The sequence below is a fragment of the Streptomyces sp. NPDC048441 genome (assembly GCF_043200235.1).
Classification (GTDB): domain Bacteria; phylum Actinomycetota; class Actinomycetes; order Streptomycetales; family Streptomycetaceae; genus Streptomyces.
In genome coordinates this window covers 38,172-55,933 of the sequence record NZ_JBICXM010000009.1, presented here as the reverse complement: position 1 = coordinate 55,933, position 17,762 = coordinate 38,172, and the positions used below count along the sequence as shown (strand labels likewise).

15 protein-coding genes are annotated in these 17,762 nt (G+C 71.2%); 9 read left to right on the top strand and 6 right to left on the bottom strand.

Going from position 1 to position 17,762, the window contains the following annotated elements; all coding sequences use genetic code 11:
• Nucleotides 1-8: 8 nt before the first annotated feature.
• Nucleotides 9-1,634, bottom strand: a complete 1,626-nt coding sequence (gene lnt, locus ACGFSB_RS22760; RefSeq protein ID WP_393402141.1) for an apolipoprotein N-acyltransferase — start codon at nt 1,632-1,634, stop codon at nt 9-11.
• A gap of 257 nt (nt 1,635-1,891) precedes the next feature.
• Between lnt and ACGFSB_RS22755 the strand changes: the two genes are divergently transcribed.
• Complete coding sequence (locus ACGFSB_RS22755) at nt 1,892-2,962, top strand: O-antigen ligase family protein (protein ID WP_393402138.1); 1,071 nt, start codon at nt 1,892-1,894, stop codon at nt 2,960-2,962.
• Here the strand turns inward: ACGFSB_RS22755 and ACGFSB_RS22750 are convergent.
• Nucleotides 2,919-3,473: a hypothetical protein gene (locus ACGFSB_RS22750; RefSeq protein ID WP_393402135.1), complete on the bottom strand. Its 555-nt coding sequence runs from the start codon at nt 3,471-3,473 to the stop codon at nt 2,919-2,921. The two genes, ACGFSB_RS22755 and ACGFSB_RS22750, sit on opposite strands and share 44 nt — an antisense overlap.
• Before the next feature lie 91 nt (nt 3,474-3,564).
• A complete protein-coding gene (locus ACGFSB_RS22745; protein ID WP_393402132.1) occupies nt 3,565-4,350 on the bottom strand; it encodes a glutamate racemase in 786 nt (261 codons plus the stop codon).
• Between the two features lie 58 nt (nt 4,351-4,408).
• Here ACGFSB_RS22745 and ACGFSB_RS22740 point away from each other — a divergent pair, with 58 nt between their 5' ends.
• Nucleotides 4,409-5,584: a glycosyltransferase gene (locus tag ACGFSB_RS22740; protein ID WP_393402130.1), complete on the top strand. Its 1,176-nt coding sequence runs from the start codon at nt 4,409-4,411 to the stop codon at nt 5,582-5,584.
• 19 nt (nt 5,585-5,603) lie between these two features.
• On the opposite strand, the gene ACGFSB_RS22735 is transcribed toward ACGFSB_RS22740, so the two are convergent.
• Nucleotides 5,604-6,908, bottom strand: coding sequence for a TerD family protein (locus ACGFSB_RS22735; RefSeq protein WP_393402127.1), 1,305 nt, complete (start codon nt 6,906-6,908; stop codon nt 5,604-5,606).
• Nucleotides 6,909-7,213: 305 nt separating this feature from the next.
• Here ACGFSB_RS22735 and ACGFSB_RS22730 point away from each other — a divergent pair, with 305 nt between their 5' ends.
• The 4 genes from ACGFSB_RS22730 to ACGFSB_RS22715 all read left to right on the top strand — a co-directional run bounded on the left by ACGFSB_RS22730 (nt 7,214) and on the right by ACGFSB_RS22715 (nt 11,837).
• Entirely contained in the window at nt 7,214-7,648 is a 435-nt protein-coding gene (locus ACGFSB_RS22730) for a DUF6643 family protein (protein WP_393402125.1), read from the top strand.
• Between the two features lie 46 nt (nt 7,649-7,694).
• Nucleotides 7,695-8,522, top strand: a complete 828-nt coding sequence (locus ACGFSB_RS22725) for an MOSC domain-containing protein (protein ID WP_393402122.1) — start codon at nt 7,695-7,697, stop codon at nt 8,520-8,522.
• Between the two features lie 141 nt (nt 8,523-8,663).
• The gene (locus tag ACGFSB_RS22720; RefSeq protein ID WP_393402120.1) at nt 8,664-9,269 is read left to right on the top strand and encodes a hypothetical protein; all 606 of its coding nucleotides are present in this window, start codon (nt 8,664-8,666) and stop codon (nt 9,267-9,269) included.
• Nucleotides 9,270-9,422: 153 nt separating this feature from the next.
• Nucleotides 9,423-11,837, top strand: coding sequence for a right-handed parallel beta-helix repeat-containing protein (locus tag ACGFSB_RS22715; RefSeq protein WP_393402118.1), 2,415 nt, complete (start codon nt 9,423-9,425; stop codon nt 11,835-11,837).
• Here the strand turns inward: ACGFSB_RS22715 and ACGFSB_RS22710 are convergent.
• Nucleotides 11,797-14,094 (bottom strand): hypothetical protein, encoded by a 2,298-nt coding sequence (locus tag ACGFSB_RS22710; protein ID WP_393402760.1) that lies wholly within the window; start codon nt 14,092-14,094, stop codon nt 11,797-11,799. The two genes, ACGFSB_RS22715 and ACGFSB_RS22710, sit on opposite strands and share 41 nt — an antisense overlap.
• Before the next feature lie 311 nt (nt 14,095-14,405).
• On the opposite strand from ACGFSB_RS22710, the gene ACGFSB_RS22705 reads away from it, so the two are divergent.
• Both ACGFSB_RS22705 and ACGFSB_RS22700 read left to right on the top strand, forming a co-directional pair.
• Complete coding sequence (locus tag ACGFSB_RS22705) at nt 14,406-15,263, top strand: DeoR/GlpR family DNA-binding transcription regulator (protein ID WP_393402115.1); 858 nt, start codon at nt 14,406-14,408, stop codon at nt 15,261-15,263.
• 64 nt (nt 15,264-15,327) lie between these two features.
• Nucleotides 15,328-15,807: an SRPBCC family protein gene (locus ACGFSB_RS22700; RefSeq protein WP_393402113.1), complete on the top strand. Its 480-nt coding sequence runs from the start codon at nt 15,328-15,330 to the stop codon at nt 15,805-15,807.
• A 31-nt stretch (nt 15,808-15,838) separates the two neighbouring features.
• Here ACGFSB_RS22700 and ACGFSB_RS22695 read toward each other — a convergent pair whose 3' ends face one another.
• Complete coding sequence (locus ACGFSB_RS22695) at nt 15,839-16,972, bottom strand: PLP-dependent cysteine synthase family protein (RefSeq protein ID WP_393402110.1); 1,134 nt, start codon at nt 16,970-16,972, stop codon at nt 15,839-15,841.
• 305 nt (nt 16,973-17,277) lie between these two features.
• Here ACGFSB_RS22695 and ACGFSB_RS22690 point away from each other — a divergent pair, with 305 nt between their 5' ends.
• Nucleotides 17,278-17,607, top strand: coding sequence for a hypothetical protein (locus tag ACGFSB_RS22690; protein WP_393402108.1), 330 nt, complete (start codon nt 17,278-17,280; stop codon nt 17,605-17,607).
• Nucleotides 17,608-17,762: the final 155 nt, after the last annotated feature.

The window sequence follows — 17,762 nt, the reverse complement described above, 5'->3', positions numbered from 1 at the left end:
CCTCGACCCTAGCGGGCTCGCTTGGCCCGCACCGCGGCCGTCACGGCCCAGCCGAGACCACCGGCGGCGATCAGTACGAGGATGCCCTCGGGCAGGACGCCGGACCGGGTGGCCGGGGTCTGCGACGAGCGCAGCGGCACCTCCGCGACGAGTGAGTCGGCGGTGAACCACTTCGTCTTCTGGGAGACCCGGCCGTCCGGCATGATGATCGCGCTGACACCGCTGGTGACCGGGACGGTGACCGTGCGGCTGTGCTCGACGGCGCGGATCCGCGACATGGCGAGCTGCTGGTACGTCATCTCGCTGCGGTCGAACGTCGCGTTGTTGCTGGGCACCGAGATGAGCTGCGCGCCATGCGTGACGGTGTCGCGCACCGCCCAGTCGAAGGCCGCTTCGTAGCAGGTGGCGATGCCGACCTTCGTGCCCGCCATGTCGAAGACACCGGGCTTCGTGCCGCGGCTGAAGTCCTGGCGCACCATGCCGACGTCGCTGCTGAAGAAGCCGACGACGCCGCGCAGCGGGATGTACTCGCCGAAGGGCTGGATCTGCCGCTTGTCGTAGGTGTCCGTGGGCCCCTTCTCCGGGTCCCACAGGATCTGCTCGTTGAAGAGCTCGCCGTCCTTGCTCTCGACGACTCCGCCCACGGAGATGGGGGCGCCGATCGCCCTGACCGCGCGCTCGATCGCCTCGCGGGCGTCGGGGTTGGTGAACGGGTCGATGTCGGAGGAGTTCTCCGGCCACAGGACGAAGTCCGGCTGCTTCGCCTTGCCCGCTTTCACTCGGTCCGCGAGCCGCTCCGTCTCCCGCACATGGTGGTCGAGCACGGCGCGACGCTGGGCGTTGAAGGCGAGTCCGGCCTGCGGGACGTTGCCCTGGATGGCCGCGACGGTCGCCGTGCCGTCCTCGGCGTCGTCGCTGACGAGCGGGCGCGCGGCGAAGGCTCCGGCGACCGGGACGAGCACGCTGAGCAGGGCCGCTGCCGCCGCACCTCGGCGTACGGAGCGGGTGCCGTGTACGTTGCGGGCGTCGCGTACGTCGCGCACCTGGCGGACGATCTCGTACAGGCCGAATCCGCAGAGGACCACCGCGAACCCGAGGACCGGGGTACCGCCGAGCGCTGCGAGCGGCAGGAAGACGCCGTCCGCCTGCCCGAAGGCGATCTTCCCCCAGGGGAATCCGCTGAACGGCACGCGCGCCCGTGCCGCTTCACCGGCGATCCAGAGGGCCGCCGCCCAGAGCGGATAGCCCGGCAGCCGGGAGACGGCGGCGATGCCCGCTCCCACAAGGGCGACGAACATCGCCTCGATGGCGGCAAGAGCCAGCCAGGGGCCAGGGCCGACCTCCACTCCGGTCCACACCAGGAGGGGCAACAGGAAGCCGAGGCCGAAGAGGTAGCCGAGCCCGAGGCCCGCCTTCCAGCCGCGGCCGTGCAGGAGCCAGGCGAACACCGCGAAGGCCGGCAGGGCCAGCCACCACAGGGTGCGTGGCGGAAAGCTGACGTACAGCAGCACTCCGGAGAGGGCCGCCGCGGCGGCCGGGGCGAGCGCGCGCAGGACGCGGGCCTTGCGCGATTCGGGCGCGGACTGCGGTCCGAGCTGCTCCGACTCGTCTACGGAGGTGGTGGTGGCGGTCACTCGGGGAGTGTACGGCGCGTCCCTTGGACACGGACAGGATGGTCGTGCCCGGCCACGGCCGATGGCTGCCGGTGGTCAGGCCCGGCCGCGGCCGGTGGGTGGGTTCGTATGTTGGCTGGAACGTTCCTGCGCAAGACATCCACATCTCACGGTTCCAGCGGCTACGGTGTGCCCGAGTCCCTGACCTGCGGCCAGATCAAGCCACAGCAATCGGGGCCCGTCTCACAGCGGGGGGCGACGGGGTGGGGGCAACGGGGATGGCCGCGACGACCGGTCAAACAGGGGTGTACGAGCGGCGCAGCGCGTCCGACGCGACGGGGGTCGCCCTGCTCGGCGCGTGCGCGGCCTGGGCCTTGATCACCGCGGGGGTGCACGGCGGACAGCCGGAGGGTGTGCTCCTCGCGGTGCTCGCCGTGGCCGCGGGATACGCGGGCGGGCGGATCTGCGGGGCACTGCTCCCGGTCGCCGCGCCCTGCCTGGGGGCGCTCGCCGGGATCGGCCTCGCGGTCGCTGCCCCGCGGCTCGCGCCGGGGCACGTCAGCGCGGCACCGCTGGGTCACACCGGTGCCACGGCCGCCCTCCTGATCCTGGCGTCGGGGGCGGCCTGTTGTGCGGCGTGGGCGGCTCGGCGGCCATCGGCGCGGCTCGCGCTGCGGCTGCTCGCCGTGGGGATCGCGGTGTCGGCCGTGGCACTCGGTTCCATCGCCGGGCTCGCCGCGTGTGCCGGGATCCTGCTCTGTTCCCTCGCGGCAGCGGCCCTCACGCGCCACCGGGGGCTCGGCCTCGTCGGCCTCGCCCTGGCGACAGCCGCGGCGACGAGTCTGACCTGGGCGGTCGCCGATGACGTACTCCCGGAAGGGCTGAGCGTGTCCCTGAAGGGTCAGCTCGACGGGCACCGGATTCCGCTCTGGCAGGACGCGCTCGCCCTGGCGGGCCGGGAACCGGCGCTCGGGGTGGGTCCGGGGCGGTTCGGCGACTCCAGTGCCACGGTGGCCGAGAATCTCCTGCCGGACGGCAAGCCGCACTCGGCGCCCTTGCAGCAGGCGGCGGAGCAGGGCCTGGTGGGCGTGGTCCTGCTCGCGGCGGTCTTCTGCTGGCTTCTGTACGCCCTGTACCGCTCACCGCGCTCCACCCAGGTCGTCCTGTCGGCGGGCGCGGCCCTCACGGCGCTCGCCGCGATGGCCTCGGTCGGCAACGCGCTCAGCGTCACGGCGGTGACCACGGGCGCGGGATATCTGGCGGGGATCGCCACCGCGCGGCCCCTGGGCGACGAGCAGGCGCAGGTCAGGCCGCCGGGCTCCGCGTCAGGGACAGCCGGTCACGGATGATCCGGACGGCCGCTTCCGCGTCGTCGACGGTGACCGTGAAAGTGCGGCCGTCTCCCAGGCTGAGCACCAGGCCTTCACCGCGCCTGACCACGACGGCTGTGCCCATGTCGGGGCGTGAGCGGTAACCCCAGCCGCCCCACTGCCTGGGGCTGACCGCCTGTGCGAAGTCGGCGCCCACCACATGGGAGAGGAGGATGCGGCGGCGCGGCAGGCCCATGTGGCCGCAGCGCACTTCGAGGGACTCCTTGTCGACCTTCACGGCGACATGCACGAAGGCGAGGGTGCCGAACAGCATCAGCAGCCCGGCGGCGATGCACCCCACGACGGACATGGCAAGGGCGGCGATCCCGGACGTCCACATGCTGTCGACGGCCAGCTCGATGCCGAGTGCCAGGCAGGCGGCACCGGCGAGCGCCAGCAGCCACTGCACGCGGTTGGTCGCGCTACCGGTCCAGACGTCCGGCGGGGCGTCGGCTGTGCCGCCCCGCTCGCCGTGAGTGTGGTCCCTCATGCACCTGAGACTACTCACGTTCCGGAGGGAAGGCACCGCATCGCAGAGCGTTACTCCTGTACGGGGATTCAGCGGGCGGGTGGACGAGGTTTCAGCGGGCGGGGCTGACCGCTGCGAGCAGCCTGCCTTCGGCATAGGTGTGGGCGGCGACGGGCAGCTCCGAGGGGCGACCGCTGAGGATCACCGTCAGGCCGCCGTCGGCGCCGGTGCCCGCGCCGGGGAGCGCTCCGGTCCTGCGCAGCGCCTGGGCGACGACTGCTTCGGCGGAGCCGTGCAGGACCAGGGGCGGCAGATCCGGCTGCTGAAGGGCCGCCCGGATACGCTCCGCGACCAGCTCGTAATGGGTGCAGCCCAGGACGACGGCCCTTACATCGCGTGGGGTGCGGGCCGCCGCGGCGGCGACCGCCTTGTCGATGGCCGCCTCGTCGGCGTACTGCACGGCGTCCGCGAGGCCGGGGCAGGGCACTTCGGTGACGGTGGCGCCGCCGCCGAACTCGGCGATGAGGTCCCGCTGGTAGGGGCTTCCGGTGGTAGCCGGGGTGGCCCAGATGGCGACGGGGCCGCCGGCCGCCGCAGCCGGTTTGATCGCCGGTACGGTCCCGATGATGGGCAGGTCCGGCTCGAACCGGGCGCGCAGCGCGGGAAGGGCGTGCACGGATGAGGTGTTGCAGGCCACGATCAGGGCTTCGGGGTGGTGCGCGGCCGCGGCTTCGGCGATGGCGAGCGACCGCTGGGTGACGTCCTCGGCGGAGCGCGGCCCCCAGGGCAGTCCGTCGGGGTCCGACGAGAGGATGAGATCGGCGTCCGGCCGCAGGCGGCGTACCGCGGCTGCGGCGGGGAGCAGTCCGATACCGGAGTCAATAAGCGCGATCTTCACCCGGTCACCATAGTCGATCGGCCTCCGACGCCCGGTGCCGTGGGGCAGACTTCGTCGGATGAGCGCCGTTGTGTGGATCTCCGCCGGATCGCTTGTCGCCTGGCTGTGGCTGCTTTTGGGGCAGGGCTTCTTCTGGCGTACGGACCTGCGTCTGCCACCGCGCCGCGAACCGGACACCTGGCCATCGGTGTGCATCGTCGTCCCCGCCCGCGACGAGGCGGCCGTCCTGCCCGACAGTCTCCCCTCGCTCCTCGCCCAGGACTATCCCGGGCGGGCCGAGATCTTCCTTGTCGACGACGGGAGTTCCGACGGTACGGGCGGCCTTGCCCGCGCACTGGCCGACCGGCACGGCGGCCTCGCGCTGACCGTCGGTTCGCCGGGTGAGCCGCCGCCCGGCTGGACGGGCAAGCTGTGGGCCGTACGTCATGGAATGGGCCTGGCACGCGCGCGTGCCCCTCGCTATCTGCTGCTCACCGACGCGGACATCGCTCATGAGCCGGACAACCTGCGGGAGTTGGTCGCGGCGGCGGAGACGTCGGGGTGTGAGCTCGTCTCGCAGATGGCGCGGCTGCGCGTGGAGAGCGGGTGGGAACGGCTCGTGGTCCCGGCGTTCGTGTACTTCTTCGCGCAGCTCTATCCGTTCCGCTGGATCGCCCGCAGGGGCTCGCGCACGGCCGCGGCTGCGGGTGGATGCGTCCTGGTGAGCTCGGAGGCCGCCGAGCGCGCGGGGATCCCGGACAGCATCCGGCACGCCGTGATCGACGACGTGTCGCTTGCCAGGGCGGTGAAGCGCTCGGGCGGCCATATCTGGCTGGGGCTCGCGGACCGCGTCGACAGCGTGCGCCCTTATCCCGGGCTCGGGAGCCTGTGGCGGATGGTCTCGCGCAGCGCTTACGCCCAGCTGCGGCACAGCCCCTTGCTCCTGCTCGGTACGGTCCTGGGGCTCGCCCTGGTGTATCTGGTGCCGCCGGTCGCGCTCCTGTCCGGTCTGGCCACCGGCCACGCGGTGCCCGCCGTGCTCGGCGGGCTCGCGTGGCTCGTGATGACGGCGACGTACGTCCCGATGCTGCGCTACTACGGGCTGCCTCTGAGGCTCGCTCCCCTGCTGCCGTTCACCGCGTTCCTTTATCTCCTCATGACGGTGGATTCCGCGGTGCAGCACTACAGGGGGCGCGGTGCGGCGTGGAAGGGGCGGACCTATGCCCGCCCCGATCCCACTCCGGATCAGAACTGAATCAGCCGCCGGGCGGGAGTCACTTCCTGCCGGGCGTCCAGTTCATGCCCCACCCGTAGGCGTAGTCGATGGTGCGCTGCGGGCTGACACCGCGCTCGGGGACCAGATAGCGGGCCTCGCGCTGGACGAAGAGGTCGCCGTTGTTGTTCGTGAGCAGCGCGAGCGCGCACACCGTGGAGGGCACCGTGCACTCGTCGAGCGAGAAGTCGATGGACGCGCCGTGCTGCGGCTTCAGCGTGACCGTGGCGTTCAGGTCGGCGAAGCTGCGCGCGCCTTCATAGATCGTCACGAAGATGACGATGCGCTTGAAGTCCTTGATGTGGTCGAGGTTCACGGTGAGGTTCTCGCCGCTGGCCACGGCGCCGGTGCGGTCGTCGCCGTCGAGCAGGAGATACGGGGGCTGGTTCAGCGCTCCGAAGGCGTTGCCGAGCGCCTGGACGACTCCCTTGCGGCCGTCGGCCAGTTCGTACAGGGCGCAGAGGTCGAGGTCGAGGTCCGCGTGCGTCGCCACGGCCCGGCCGAGCTTGCTGGCCCAGCCCTTGAACTGCTTGCGCACCTCCCAGTTGAGGTTCACGCGCATCGCACCGGACGTGCCGCCCTGCTTGGTCAGCGAGACGGTCGGCGCCTCCTTGGTGAGCGTGACCTTGGTGAGGCGCACGGGCTGGGCGGCGGCGGGCGCGGGTGCCTGGGCGGGCGGCGGCGGTGCCTGGACGGGGGCGGGGGCGACGGGAGCCACCGGGGCCGGGGGCGCCACGGGAGCCTGCGCCGGGGCCGCGGCGGGCGGCGGCGTCTGCTGCGGCTCGTCCACCGAGATCCCGTAGTCCGTGGCGAGACCCTCGAGCCCGCTGCCGTATCCCTGCCCGACGGCACGGAACTTCCACGCGCCCTGACGGCGGTAGAGCTCGCCGAGGACGAACGCCGTCTCCACGGTCGCGTCCTCGCTGTCGTAGCGCGCGATCTCGGCGCCGTTCGCCGCGTCGACGACCCGGATGTAGAGGCCGGGGACCTGTCCGAAGGTGCCGCCGTCCGTCGAGGCGGCGAGCACCACGGTCTCGATGGCGGGCTCCACGCGCGCGAGGTCCACCACGAGTGCGTCGGTCACCCGGCCGCCGTCGGTCTTCTTTCCCTCGTGCCGTACCGCCCCCGAGGAGTGGACCGCTTGGTTGTAAAAGATGAAGTCGTCGTCCGAGCGGACCTTTCCCGAAGCGGCGAGCAACAGCGCCGACGCATCGGTGTCCGGAACCCCGGCTCCTGAAGCCCACCCCAATTCGACGCGCACGGCAGGTGCCGGCACAGGAACATTCGAACCTTTAGGCATTGTCATGTCCGCCCCCATCGCAAGTCGTCACGTCCGGCCAGGCCGCCGTCCCGTTCATGACCAACCTATTACCCGGACCCCCGAGAGGCCCATGTCCACCGCCGACACCCCACCGCACGGCCTTCACGTCAACCGGGCGCCAACCGTCGGTAACCCGCACGGAGCTCGGCTTTTACACGATCCATACTCCGCTGCGCGACCGATTTTTCCTAAGTTCGCTCGCATTGGGGATGCCCAGTCACTACCGACACGTAAAACAACCCTCTTATCGGTCTCCCCAACCAGCACATCAAGGGCTTAACTTATGTGTCATGACCTCCCCCCGCTCCACCTATGGCGGCGGTTACTACTCCGCGCCGTCCTTCCCGGACACTCCGATCTACGACTCCCTTGTCGCCGAGCGGGGTACTCCTCAGATCGCCCCGATCCGGGTCCCCTCCGCGTACGACACGGGCAGTCACCTGCCCGCGCTGCCGGTAGCAGCCCTGCCCGCTCTGCCGGCGGCCCCGTCCCACCACAACCCCGCGTACGGCTACGGTCAGCAGCACGCGCCGATGCAGCAGATGCAACAGGCGCCCGCGCCGTACATCCCGCAGCAGCCTTCGGCGCCGCGCGGCTACCCGGGCCCCCAGCAACAGCAGCGGCCCCCGGCGGGAACGGGTTACGAGGCCATGCGCCCCGCGTCTCCCCGCCCCGCCCCCGCGACGTACGAGGATCCGTACAACCGCCCCTACCGCGGCTACTGATCCGGCCGCATACGTTCCTGTCAGTGGCTCCTGTCAGGATGTCCGTATGCCGAATCCAGCGCTGCACTCGATCCACTACTACCCGCTCAAGGCGGTCGGGGGACACGCTCCGCGTGAGGCCGTCGTCGAGCCCTGGGGGCTCGCGGGTGACCGACGGTGGGTACTGATCGACAGCGCCGGACGCATCATCACGCAACGGCCGCATCCGCGGCTCGCGTTGGCCGCCGCCGAGCTCCTGCCCGGCGGCGGCATACGCGTGTCCGCGCCCGGTCAGGAGCCGTTGACGGTCGCCGTGCCGCCGTCCGGCGAGTCCGTCACGGTGGAGATCTGGAAGGACAAGGTCGATGCGGTGCCCGCGGCCGACGCGGCGGCGCATGCCTGGTTCAGCGCCTATCTGGACACGGACGTCCGGATCGCCCATCTCCCCGACCCCGCGACCCGGCGCCCCATCGATCCTGCGTACGGCAAGGAGGGCGAGACCGTCTCCTTCGCCGACGGCTATCCGCTGCTGCTGACCACGCTCTCCTCACTCGACGCCCTGAACTCGCTGATCGCGCAGGGCGATCACTCCGACGAGGGGCCGCTCCCCATGAACCGTTTCCGGCCGAATGTGGTCGTGGACGGGACGGCGCCCTGGGCCGAGGACGACTGGTCGCGTATCGCGATCGGTGAGGTCACCTTCCGGGTGGCCAAGAAGTGCGGGCGCTGCGTCGTGACCACCACCGATCAGCGGAGCGCGGAGCGCGGCAAGGAGCCGTTGCGGACGCTCGCCAAGCACCGGCGCTTCGGTGACCAGCTGGTCTTCGGCCAGAATCTGGTGCCAGAATCGACCGGTTCGGTCCGGATCGGCGACCCTTTCACCCTTCTTGAATGAAGGGCCTCGCGCGGGGAACTCGGAGGCGAGGCGCGGTCGTTGAGAGTGGGTGAGAAGGGTGATTTGCCTCTCTCTTGTCCCCACCGACGCGTGGGCCGTGCCGTTCGAGGTTAAGACGGACGCGGAAGGGGGTGCAGGACTGTGCGAGCACTCGTCGGACTCTGGCGCTGGCGGCTCAATCCACTGTGCCGCAAGACCGACCTCGTCGAAGCCTGGGTGGCCTTCGCTGCCGTGCTGCTCATCGCCGTCGCGGCGCCGCTGGTCGGCCTCGCGGTCGGAAACCTCACGCGGGGCTCCCTGCTGCAATCCGTGCGGGAGCAGCGCGAGGTGCGTCACGAGGTCCCCGCCACAGTGATCAGGAAAGTCTCGAGACCTCCGATCGACCCCGATCCCGAGACGGCGTCCGCGCGCGACAAGCACTACCGCGTGCTCGCCCACTGGACGGCTCCGGACGGCACGGTCCGCTCCGGCACCGTGCTGGCCGACCTCCGGTCCCCCGACCCCGGCGACCAGTTCCGGCTCTGGACGGACGAGCGCGGCCAGGTCGTCGGCCGCCCGCTGGACGACATGACCGCGAGCACGCATGCGGCACTGGCCGGGCTTGGGGCCTCGGTGGCGGTCGTCGGGCTCGTCGAGGGGGCCAGGCGGCTCGTCGTCTGGCGGCTCGTGCGACGGCGTTACGACCGCTGGGACCAGGCCTGGGACAAGGCGGGCCCTGACTGGGGACGGACCGGAACCGGCTCCTGAGCCGGTGAGAGACCGGCGATGACCAGGTGAGAGCCTGGCGATCGGGTCAACTCGCCCTCGCCCCGCGCGCTACGGTGGACCGGCCGAACTCTTCGGCTCCTCGCGCGAAGTCGTGAGGTCCCGCGTACGACAAGGTGGGGGCAGAGCAACTCCATGGCACAGGGCACGGTCCAGGTGACGCACACCGGCACCTCGCGGTGGCGGCGCCGCACGGGTGAGTACGCATCGCTCGCTGCCGCCTTGGAAGCCGCGAGCGACGGGGACGTCCTCACCATCACCCCCGGCACCTACCGCGAGAACCTCGTCATCCAGCGGGCGGTGACGCTGCGCGGCCCCGAGGGCTCCCCCGGCTCCGTCCGCATCGCGCCGTCGGACGGCGTACCGCTCACCGTCCGGTCGTCCGCCGTGGTGCAGGACCTCCATGTCGAGGGGCAGGACTCGGCCGCGCCCGCGCTGCTCGTCGAGGACGGAGCGCCCGAACTCATCGACGTACGCGTGGTGACGCGTTCCGCGACCGGCATCGAGGTCCGCGGCGGTGCGCGCCCGACCGTTCGGCGCTGCACGGTCGACAACCCCGGCGGCATCGGCATCGCCGTGCTCGACGGCGGGGGCGGTGTCTTCGAGGAGTGCGAGGTCGTCTCGGCGGGGCAGTCGGGCGTCGCGGTGCGCGGCGGCGCGCACCCCCGTCTGGAGCGCTGCCGGGTGCATCACGCGTCGGGCGCCGGGCTCTCGGTGACCGGTGAGCACTCGGGGCTCGAGGCGATCGGCTGCGAGGTGTACGAGGTCAAGGGCTCGGGTGTGCAGATCACCGGGCGGGCCGCGGCGCATCTCACGGACTGCGACGTGCACCGCACGACGTCGGACGGCGTCACGCTCGACACGGACGCGGTGCTCACGCTCGCCGACTGCCGCATCCATGACATCCCGGAGAACGCGATCGATCTGCGTTCCCGCTCGGTTCTGACCCTGACGCGTTCCACCGTGCGGCAGTTCGGGCGCAACGGCCTGTCCGTGTGGGACCCGGGCACGCGCGTGGACGCCAACCAGTGCGAGATCCACGACAGTACGGGCGACTACCCCGCGGTGTGGGTCAGCGACGGCGCGACCGCCGTCCTGGAGTCCTGCCGGGTGCACGACGTGCCGGACGCGGTGTTCGTCCTGGACCGCGGCTCGCGCGCCGACGTCGTCGACAGCGACCTCTCCCAAGTCCGCAACACGGCGGTGTCCGTGAGCGACGGCGCGACGGCTCAGCTGGACGACTGCCGCATCCGCGACGCGGCCACCGGCGCGTGGTTCCGCGACCACGGCAGCGGCGGCACCCTGGCCAACTGCACGGTCGAAGGCGTCCAGACGGGCGTGATCGTCACGAAGGGCGCCGATCCCACCATCGAGCGCTGCACGGTCACCTCACCCGCCGAGGCGGGCTTCTACGTATCGGCGGGCGGCCGGGGCAGCCTGCACGGCTGCCGGGTGACCGACAGCGGCGGGTACGGCTTCCACGTCATCGACGGATGTCGTACGACGCTGAAGAAGTGCCGCACGGAGCGGTGCGCGCGCGGCGGCTTCGAGTTCGCCGAGGACGGACCGCTCGTCGAGGACTGCACCAGCGACGAGACCGGTGGCGCACGGACCACGGCGACCACGGCGCAGGACCACGCACCGCAGACGGCCACGCAGTCCATGGGCCTGCTCGGCGCGATCCCCGGGCAGCGCACCACGGAGCAGGCACCCGAGAAGGACACCCCCGACGAGCCGTCCCGCTCGTCGAAGGACGTGCTCGGTGAACTCGACACGCTGGTGGGCCTCGACAGCGTCAAGCGCGAGGTGCGCGCCCTCACGGACATGATCGAGGTCGGGCGGCGCAGGCAGCTCGCGGGCCTCAAGGCCGCCTCCATCCGTCGGCACTTGGTGTTCACCGGCTCCCCCGGCACCGGCAAGACGACCGTGGCGCGGCTCTACGGCGAGATCCTGGCGTCGCTCGGCGTCCTGAAGAGCGGGCATCTCGTGGAGGTGTCGCGGGTCGACCTGGTGGGTGAGCACATCGGGTCGACGGCGATCCGCACCCAGGAGGCGTTCGACCGGGCGCGCGGCGGTGTCCTGTTCATCGACGAGGCGTACGCGCTCTCGCCCGAGGACTCCGGGCGCGACTTCGGCCGGGAGGCCATCGACACGCTGGTGAAGCTTATGGAGGACCACCGGGAGGCGGTGGTGGTGATCGTCGCGGGCTACACGGCCGAGATGAAGCGCTTCCTTTCCGTCAACCCCGGTGTGGCGTCCCGCTTCTCACGGACCATCACCTTCAGCGACTACGCCCCCGAGGAACTGCTCCGGATCGTCGAGCAGCAGGCCGACGATCATGAGTACAGCCTCGACACGGGGACGGGCGAGGCTCTCCTGAAGTACTTCACCGCACTTCCGAAGGGCCCCGCGTTCGGCAACGGCCGTACGGCGCGGCAGACGTTTGAGGCGATGGTGGAGCGGCACGCGGGGCGGGTCGCCCAGTTCGACGAGCCGAGCAAGGACGACCTCACTCTGCTGTACCCGGAGGATCTGCCGGAGCTGCCGTGACCGTCGTCTCGGGCCGCGGCGGGGATGCCTCGGGCCGCGGGGACGGGACGCCGGACTTGAGCCGGGCGAGCAGGCGTGCGCGTTCCTCGGCGAAGGCTGGGTCTGCCTGGTAGTCGGAGTGGCCCAGGATCGGTGCGGGTAGCGGGTGTTCCTCGGTGCGTCCGTACGCCAGGGGGTCCTTGAGGGCGTCGCGGTCGACCTGCGGTCCTTCGCCCTCGGGGTGCACGCGGACGGGGCCGCCGATCGGGTCGGTGGTGCGGTGCAGGTTGCGCCAGCAGTCGACTTCCCGGTGCAGGGAGCTGAGGGCGGCGGGGCCGAAGTGGGCGGGGAACCAGCGGCCGTAGAGGCGCTCCAGGGGTGAGCCGTAGGTGAGGAGGGCGACCCTCTTGCGTACGGAGGGCCACAGCTGCCAGGCCGCCGCGGCGGCAAGGACGCTGCCCTGCGAGTGGCCGGAGATGACGAGCCTGCCTCCCGTGGCGCGCGTCGCGCGGGTCCAGGTGTGCATGCGCCAGGTGAGGTCGGGTACGGCGCGCTCGGCGTAGCAGGGGGGCGCGAAGGGGTGGGCGGCGCGCGGCCAGAAGGTGCCGACGTCCCACAGGATGCCGATGGTGCGGCGGGCGGAGGGGTCGCGGTAGGCGCGGCGGCCCCAGGTGACGAAGAGTATGAAGCCGAAGCCGATCAGCCAGGAGCCGAGCGCCTGTGAGGTCTCGGCGGCCCCTTCGAAGAAGAGGGGCAGTCCCTGTGCGGCCTCGCTGGGCACCTGCTCGCTCACCCAGGCGCCGACCAGCGCACCCGTGCCCAGGAGCAGCGTTACCGATGAGGTGATGCCCACCAGCAGCGGTGCGCGGTCGGTGAGGGCGGCACGCGCGCGGGTGCCCGCGATACGGCGGGTGCGTGCGGTGTCCTTGGGCTCGCCCGGGTAGTCGAGCGGCACATTGGGCTGGTCTTGGCGGGCCCGCTGCCAGGTGCGGAAGCCGAGCCAGCCGCAGAGCGCGGCGACGACGACAAGGAGGGGCGGGATGACGGACGCCTGCCAGGTCAGCAGGACGGGCGGGCCGTCGATAGTGCCGCCGGATCCGGGCTGCCCCGATCCGTCGAGCCAGTCGGCCACGCGCTGGGCGCCGCCGCCGGACATCACACCGCCCAGTGCGCAGGACAGCATGGCCACGGCCGGACCGCCGAAGCCGCGGATCGCGGTGCGGCGGTCGGGAGCCGTGCGGTAGAGGACGCGGGCGACCACGGCGAGGGCGACGACCAGGAGCCCCTGGACCAGGGCGATGCCGCCGAAGGTCGCGTTGCCCGGCAGCCTGCCCTGGGAGGTCCAGCCGGGGCGGGACCATCCCGCGTACACGAGGGTCGAGGCGAGCAGCACCAGTGCGCCCAGCGGCAGCCAGCGGACCAGCTTCTCGTCCAGGTGCCGGTCGAGCCTGTTCTCGCTGCGGCCCCTGCGGCACACCACCCAGACCACGAAGCCCGACGCCAGGACCAGCGTCACGTCGAGGATCCAGCCGAAGGCATCGAGCAGCGCGGAGCCGCCGCCCCGCCGGTCCTGGCGGGCGGCCGACGCGCCGACCGCGGCGGCCACGGTGAGGAAACCCGCGGCCGTGTGCGCGGCACGCAGGCGGGCCACCAGCCTGCGCCCGTACCAGAACCCGGGCCTGGCCAGCGCGGTGCGCCCGGTCTCCTCCTCCGGGTCGTCCTGGTGAGGCAGCGGCGTCTGGGACTCGTACGCGCTCCAGGTCCGCTGGGACAGATACCAGAGCAGCCCGGTCAGCGCGGCCGGCACAAGACCGGCGAGCGCCAGACGGCGTCCCGGCTGACTCCACCAGCCGCCGTGCCCCGTGGCGTCGGTGGCGAGGAATCCGAGCCAGGAGCGGTCGGCCGCGCACTGGGGCGTGCCCGCGCACTGCCAGGCCGCCAGGTCGATCGCGACCTCGCAGGCCGCAGCCACGAGCAGGACGGTGAGGGTGAGTCCGACCAGGCGCACCAGGAGCCCGTAAGTGCGGACCGTCTTCTTCATGCGCCGCGACCTGGGCCGCATCCAGTGCGCGAGGTTGACCACCATGAAGGGCAGCAGCAGGAGCCACAGCGCCCGTGAGCCGTTGCCTGAGGTCAGGTTGCACCAGACGTACGCCTCCGGAACCGGCTTGCCCCGGTAGTCGTCGGGGCGCTGTTCGGCGTCGGCGTCCTCGGCACGGCGGAAGACGGCCGCCGTCTCGTCACCGGAGACACGCACGGTCCTTGGATCGCCCAGCATCTCTTCCGGTGTCGTGCCCCCTACTCCATGGACGAGGAGTTCGAGCGCCGTCTCTTCCCTGTGGTCATCTGCCACTGTTCCGCTTCCCCCGATGTGCGTGTGGTCAGGCAACAAGGATCTCCATTTACGGCCCCGTCCACACCCGCCATCACGTAATCTCCCCGTTCCGAGATCTCCCCGTTCCGAGTGAGCGCTCCGGTCGCGGGCGGTGGGCTGTCTGTCGGTGGCTCATGCGAGGATGAGTCAGTGCGATGGACGGGCGCGATGGACAGGCGCGACGAGCGTGACGAGGCGAAAGGGCCGGGACTGACGTGAGTGAGAATCAGAACCTCCTCGCGGAGCAGCGCCGCGCCTTGATCCTCGATGAGGTACGCCGTCGGGGCGGGGTCCGCGTCAATGAACTCACCCGCAAGCTGGGTGTGTCGGACATGACGGTGCGCCGCGATCTCGACGCGCTGGCCCGCCAGGGCGTCCTGGAGAAGGTGCACGGCGGCGCGGTCCCGGTGGTCGAGGCGAGCACGCACGAGCCGGGGTTCGAGGCCAAGTCGGGCCTCGAGCTGACCGCCAAGGAGGACATCGCGCGCACCGCGGCCTCCCTGGTGGCGCCGGGCACGGCGATCGCGCTCTCCGGGGGCACGACGACGTACGCCCTCGCCCATCACCTCCTGGACGTGCCGGACCTGACGGTGGTGACGAACTCGGTGCGGGTCGCGGATGTCTTCCACTCCGCGCAGCGCAGCTCCGGCCAGCGCCAGGGTGCGGCCACCGTGGTCCTCACGGGCGGTGTGCGCACCCCGTCGGACTCCCTTGTCGGTCCGGTCGCCGACCAGGCGATCGGCGCGCTGCACTTCGACGTGCTCTTTCTGGGTGTGCACGGCATATCGGCGGAGGCCGGTCTCTCCACACCGAACCTCGCGGAGGCGGAGACCAACCGGCGTCTGGTGCAGTCGGCGCGGCGCGTCATCGTGGTCGCCGATCACACCAAGTGGGGCACGGTGGGCCTCAGTTCGTTCGCCACCCTTGAGCAGGTCGACACCCTCGTGACGGATCCCGGCCTGCCCGCTCAGGCGCGGACGGAGATCTCCGAGCATCTGCGGCGCCTGGTGGTCACGGGTGAGCCCGAGGAGTCCGACGGTCCCGCGAACTCCGAGGACGCCGCAGACATCTGACGGCCCGCCAGCTATGGTGACAGTGCCCGGTCAACCACCCGATGCCGCTTGGGGGCCTAGTTCGATGACACGCCGACTGAGGCCCGTGGGGCTCGAGTTCGTCGACTCCGCCCCGTTGCGTCTGGTCTTCGCCCGTGAGGTGAGCGCGACACCCGAGACGGTGTACCGCGCCCTCGCCGACGACATGACGGGCTGGCCCGAGTGGTTCACGGCGGTCACGCTCTGTCGGCCTACGGACGGCGGCAAGGGCCGCGAGGTCCGCCTCAAGGGTGGCACGCGCTTCCAGGAGACGATCATCGCGACCGACGAGGCGGAGCGGTACGCCTACCGCGTCGACGAGACGAACGCGCCGGGCCTGCGCGCTCTCGTCGAGGAGTGGCGGCTCACCCCGGCCGGGACCGGCACCCGCGTGCAGTGGACGTTCGCCGCGGACGGCGCCGCACCCTTCCGCTTCACCCTCAAGCTCGGCAGGGCGGGGATGGGCCGCGCCTTCCGTGACGCCGTCACGGCCCTCGACCGGCGCCTCGCGGCGGCCAACGCCTGAGTCCCACACGACAGTTGAGGCGTACGCGGGCCTACTCGGTCCAGGACCCCGTAGCCAGCAACGACTCGATCGCGGCCGCGTACGGCCTGATGTCCATACCCTGTTCGGCCAGCCACGCGTCCGAGTAGTACTTGTCCAGATAGCGGTCGCCCGGGTCGCAGAGGAGCGTGACGACGCTGCCCGTGCGGCCCGCGGCCACCATCTCGGCGACGATCTTCAGGGAACTCCACAGGCCGGTGCCGGTCGAGCCGCCCGCCTTGCGGCCGATCGCCTGCTCCAGGGCGCGCACGGCGGCGACGCTCGCCGCGTCCGGGACCTTCATCATGCGGTCGATCGCGCCGGGCACGAAGCTGGGCTCCATGCGGGGCCTGCCGATGCCTTCGATGCGGGAGCCGCAGTCGCTGGTGGCGTCCGGGTCGTGGTTCGTCCAGCCGTCGAAGAAGCAGGAGTTCTCAGGGTCGGCTACGCAGAGCTTGGTGTCGTGCTGCATGTAGTGGACGTAGCGGGCGATGGTCGCCGACGTACCGCCCGTGCCCGCCGTGGCGACGATCCACGCGGGCTCGGGGTAGCGCTCAAGACGCATCTGCTGGTAGATCGACTCGGCGATGTTGTTGTTGCCGCGCCAGTCCGTGGCCCGTTCCGCGTAGGTGAACTGGTCCATGTAGTGGCCGCCGGTCTCGACGGCGAGGGCAGCCGACTCGGCGTACATCATGCGCGAGTCGTCCACGAAATGGCACTGGCCGCCGTGGAACTCGATCAGTCGGCACTTCTCGGCGCTGGTCGTGCGGGGCATCACCGCGATGAAGGGCACCCCGATCAGCTTCGCGAAGTACGCCTCGGATACGGCTGTCGACCCGCTGGAGGCCTCGATGACCGGACAGCCCGGCCTGATCCAGCCGTTACAGAGGCCGTAGAGGAAGAGCGAGCGGGCGAGGCGGTGCTTGAGGCTGCCGGTCGGGTGGGTCGACTCGTCCTTGAGGTAGAGGTCGATGCCCCAGTGTTCCGGCAGCGGAAAGCGCAACAGGTGCGTGTCGGCGGAGCGGTTGGCGTCGGCCTGGACTTTACGTACGGCCTCTTTGAGCCACGACCGGTACTCCGCGTCGCTGCGGTCCACGTCAAGGGTGGTCATCGGCCTGTCGGCTCGATCCTGCTGTGCGGTGCTCATCGCGGGGCTCCTCGCCGTCAAGCCGGCCACGCTCGGAGCGGGCCGGACGCCTCGATCATAAGCACCTTCCGCACGCTTCTCACCTGCATAAACACACCTTTGAGCACCTCAAAGGCACACCTGGCACAGCCGAATGGCAGCCGGGTGTCAGCCGGGCACGGCACACTGGTGACGGGACACTGCCTTCCTGTGCCGACCTCCACATACGCACTGGTGCTCGACGCCAGGTGCGTGCAGACTGCACCGCACGGGACGGCGGTCTCGTACGGAACGACATACCGAAGCGCTCAAGGGGGCGAAACGTCATGGCGGAGCCGGAGTTCACGGCCACAGGCGTGCGGATCGGACGGCGGCTGCGCTCCCTCACGCGGGCGGGTCAAGTCCGCATCAGCGACGGCAGGTTCGAGTTGCTGACGAGTTACGGCAGCGAGATCGACAGCGCGCCGGTGCAAACGGTGCGGGCGGGCAAACCCTGGTTCGCTTCCGATGACCGGGCCCTTGCCGAACTGAACGGCACGCGCTATCGACTCACCCTCGCCGATCATGATCCGGCGCCCGGCGAATCCGGGCCGCCCACAGTCCGCAAGTTCATCGACGCGGTGCGCAGGGCAGCAGGCCGTCTGCCACAGGGCTGAGGGGTCCACGCACCCCTCGCGGGATCGCTGCGAGTTGCACGCCCGCACCCCCTGAGTCACTCTGGTCTCACATCACTCTGGGTTCACCGGCGATGACGCTGCGAACCAGCCGTCGGCCATACAGCAGGCGGCAGACCCCGCGGCCGCTGCTGGAT

Bases quoted from the DNA above. Each gene is read 5' to 3' on its own strand.
- ACGFSB_RS22755 (WP_393402138.1), top strand. From the start codon at position 1,892: ATGGCCGCGACGACCGGTCAAACAGGGGTGTACGAGCGGCGCAGCGCG.
- ACGFSB_RS22750 (WP_393402135.1), bottom strand. From the start codon at position 3,473: ATGAGGGACCACACTCACGGCGAGCGGGGCGGCACAGCCGACGCCCCG.
- ACGFSB_RS22740 (WP_393402130.1), top strand. From the start codon at position 4,409: ATGAGCGCCGTTGTGTGGATCTCCGCCGGATCGCTTGTCGCCTGGCTG.
- ACGFSB_RS22735 (WP_393402127.1), bottom strand. From the start codon at position 6,908: ATGACAATGCCTAAAGGTTCGAATGTTCCTGTGCCGGCACCTGCCGTG.
- ACGFSB_RS22730 (WP_393402125.1), top strand. From the start codon at position 7,214: ATGACCTCCCCCCGCTCCACCTATGGCGGCGGTTACTACTCCGCGCCG.
- ACGFSB_RS22725 (WP_393402122.1), top strand. From the start codon at position 7,695: ATGCCGAATCCAGCGCTGCACTCGATCCACTACTACCCGCTCAAGGCG.
- ACGFSB_RS22715 (WP_393402118.1), top strand. From the start codon at position 9,423: ATGGCACAGGGCACGGTCCAGGTGACGCACACCGGCACCTCGCGGTGG.
- ACGFSB_RS22710 (WP_393402760.1), bottom strand. From the start codon at position 14,094: ATGCTGGGCGATCCAAGGACCGTGCGTGTCTCCGGTGACGAGACGGCG.
- ACGFSB_RS22700 (WP_393402113.1), top strand. From the start codon at position 15,328: ATGACACGCCGACTGAGGCCCGTGGGGCTCGAGTTCGTCGACTCCGCC.
- ACGFSB_RS22695 (WP_393402110.1), bottom strand. From the start codon at position 16,972: ATGAGCACCGCACAGCAGGATCGAGCCGACAGGCCGATGACCACCCTT.
- ACGFSB_RS22690 (WP_393402108.1), top strand. From the start codon at position 17,278: ATGGCGGAGCCGGAGTTCACGGCCACAGGCGTGCGGATCGGACGGCGG.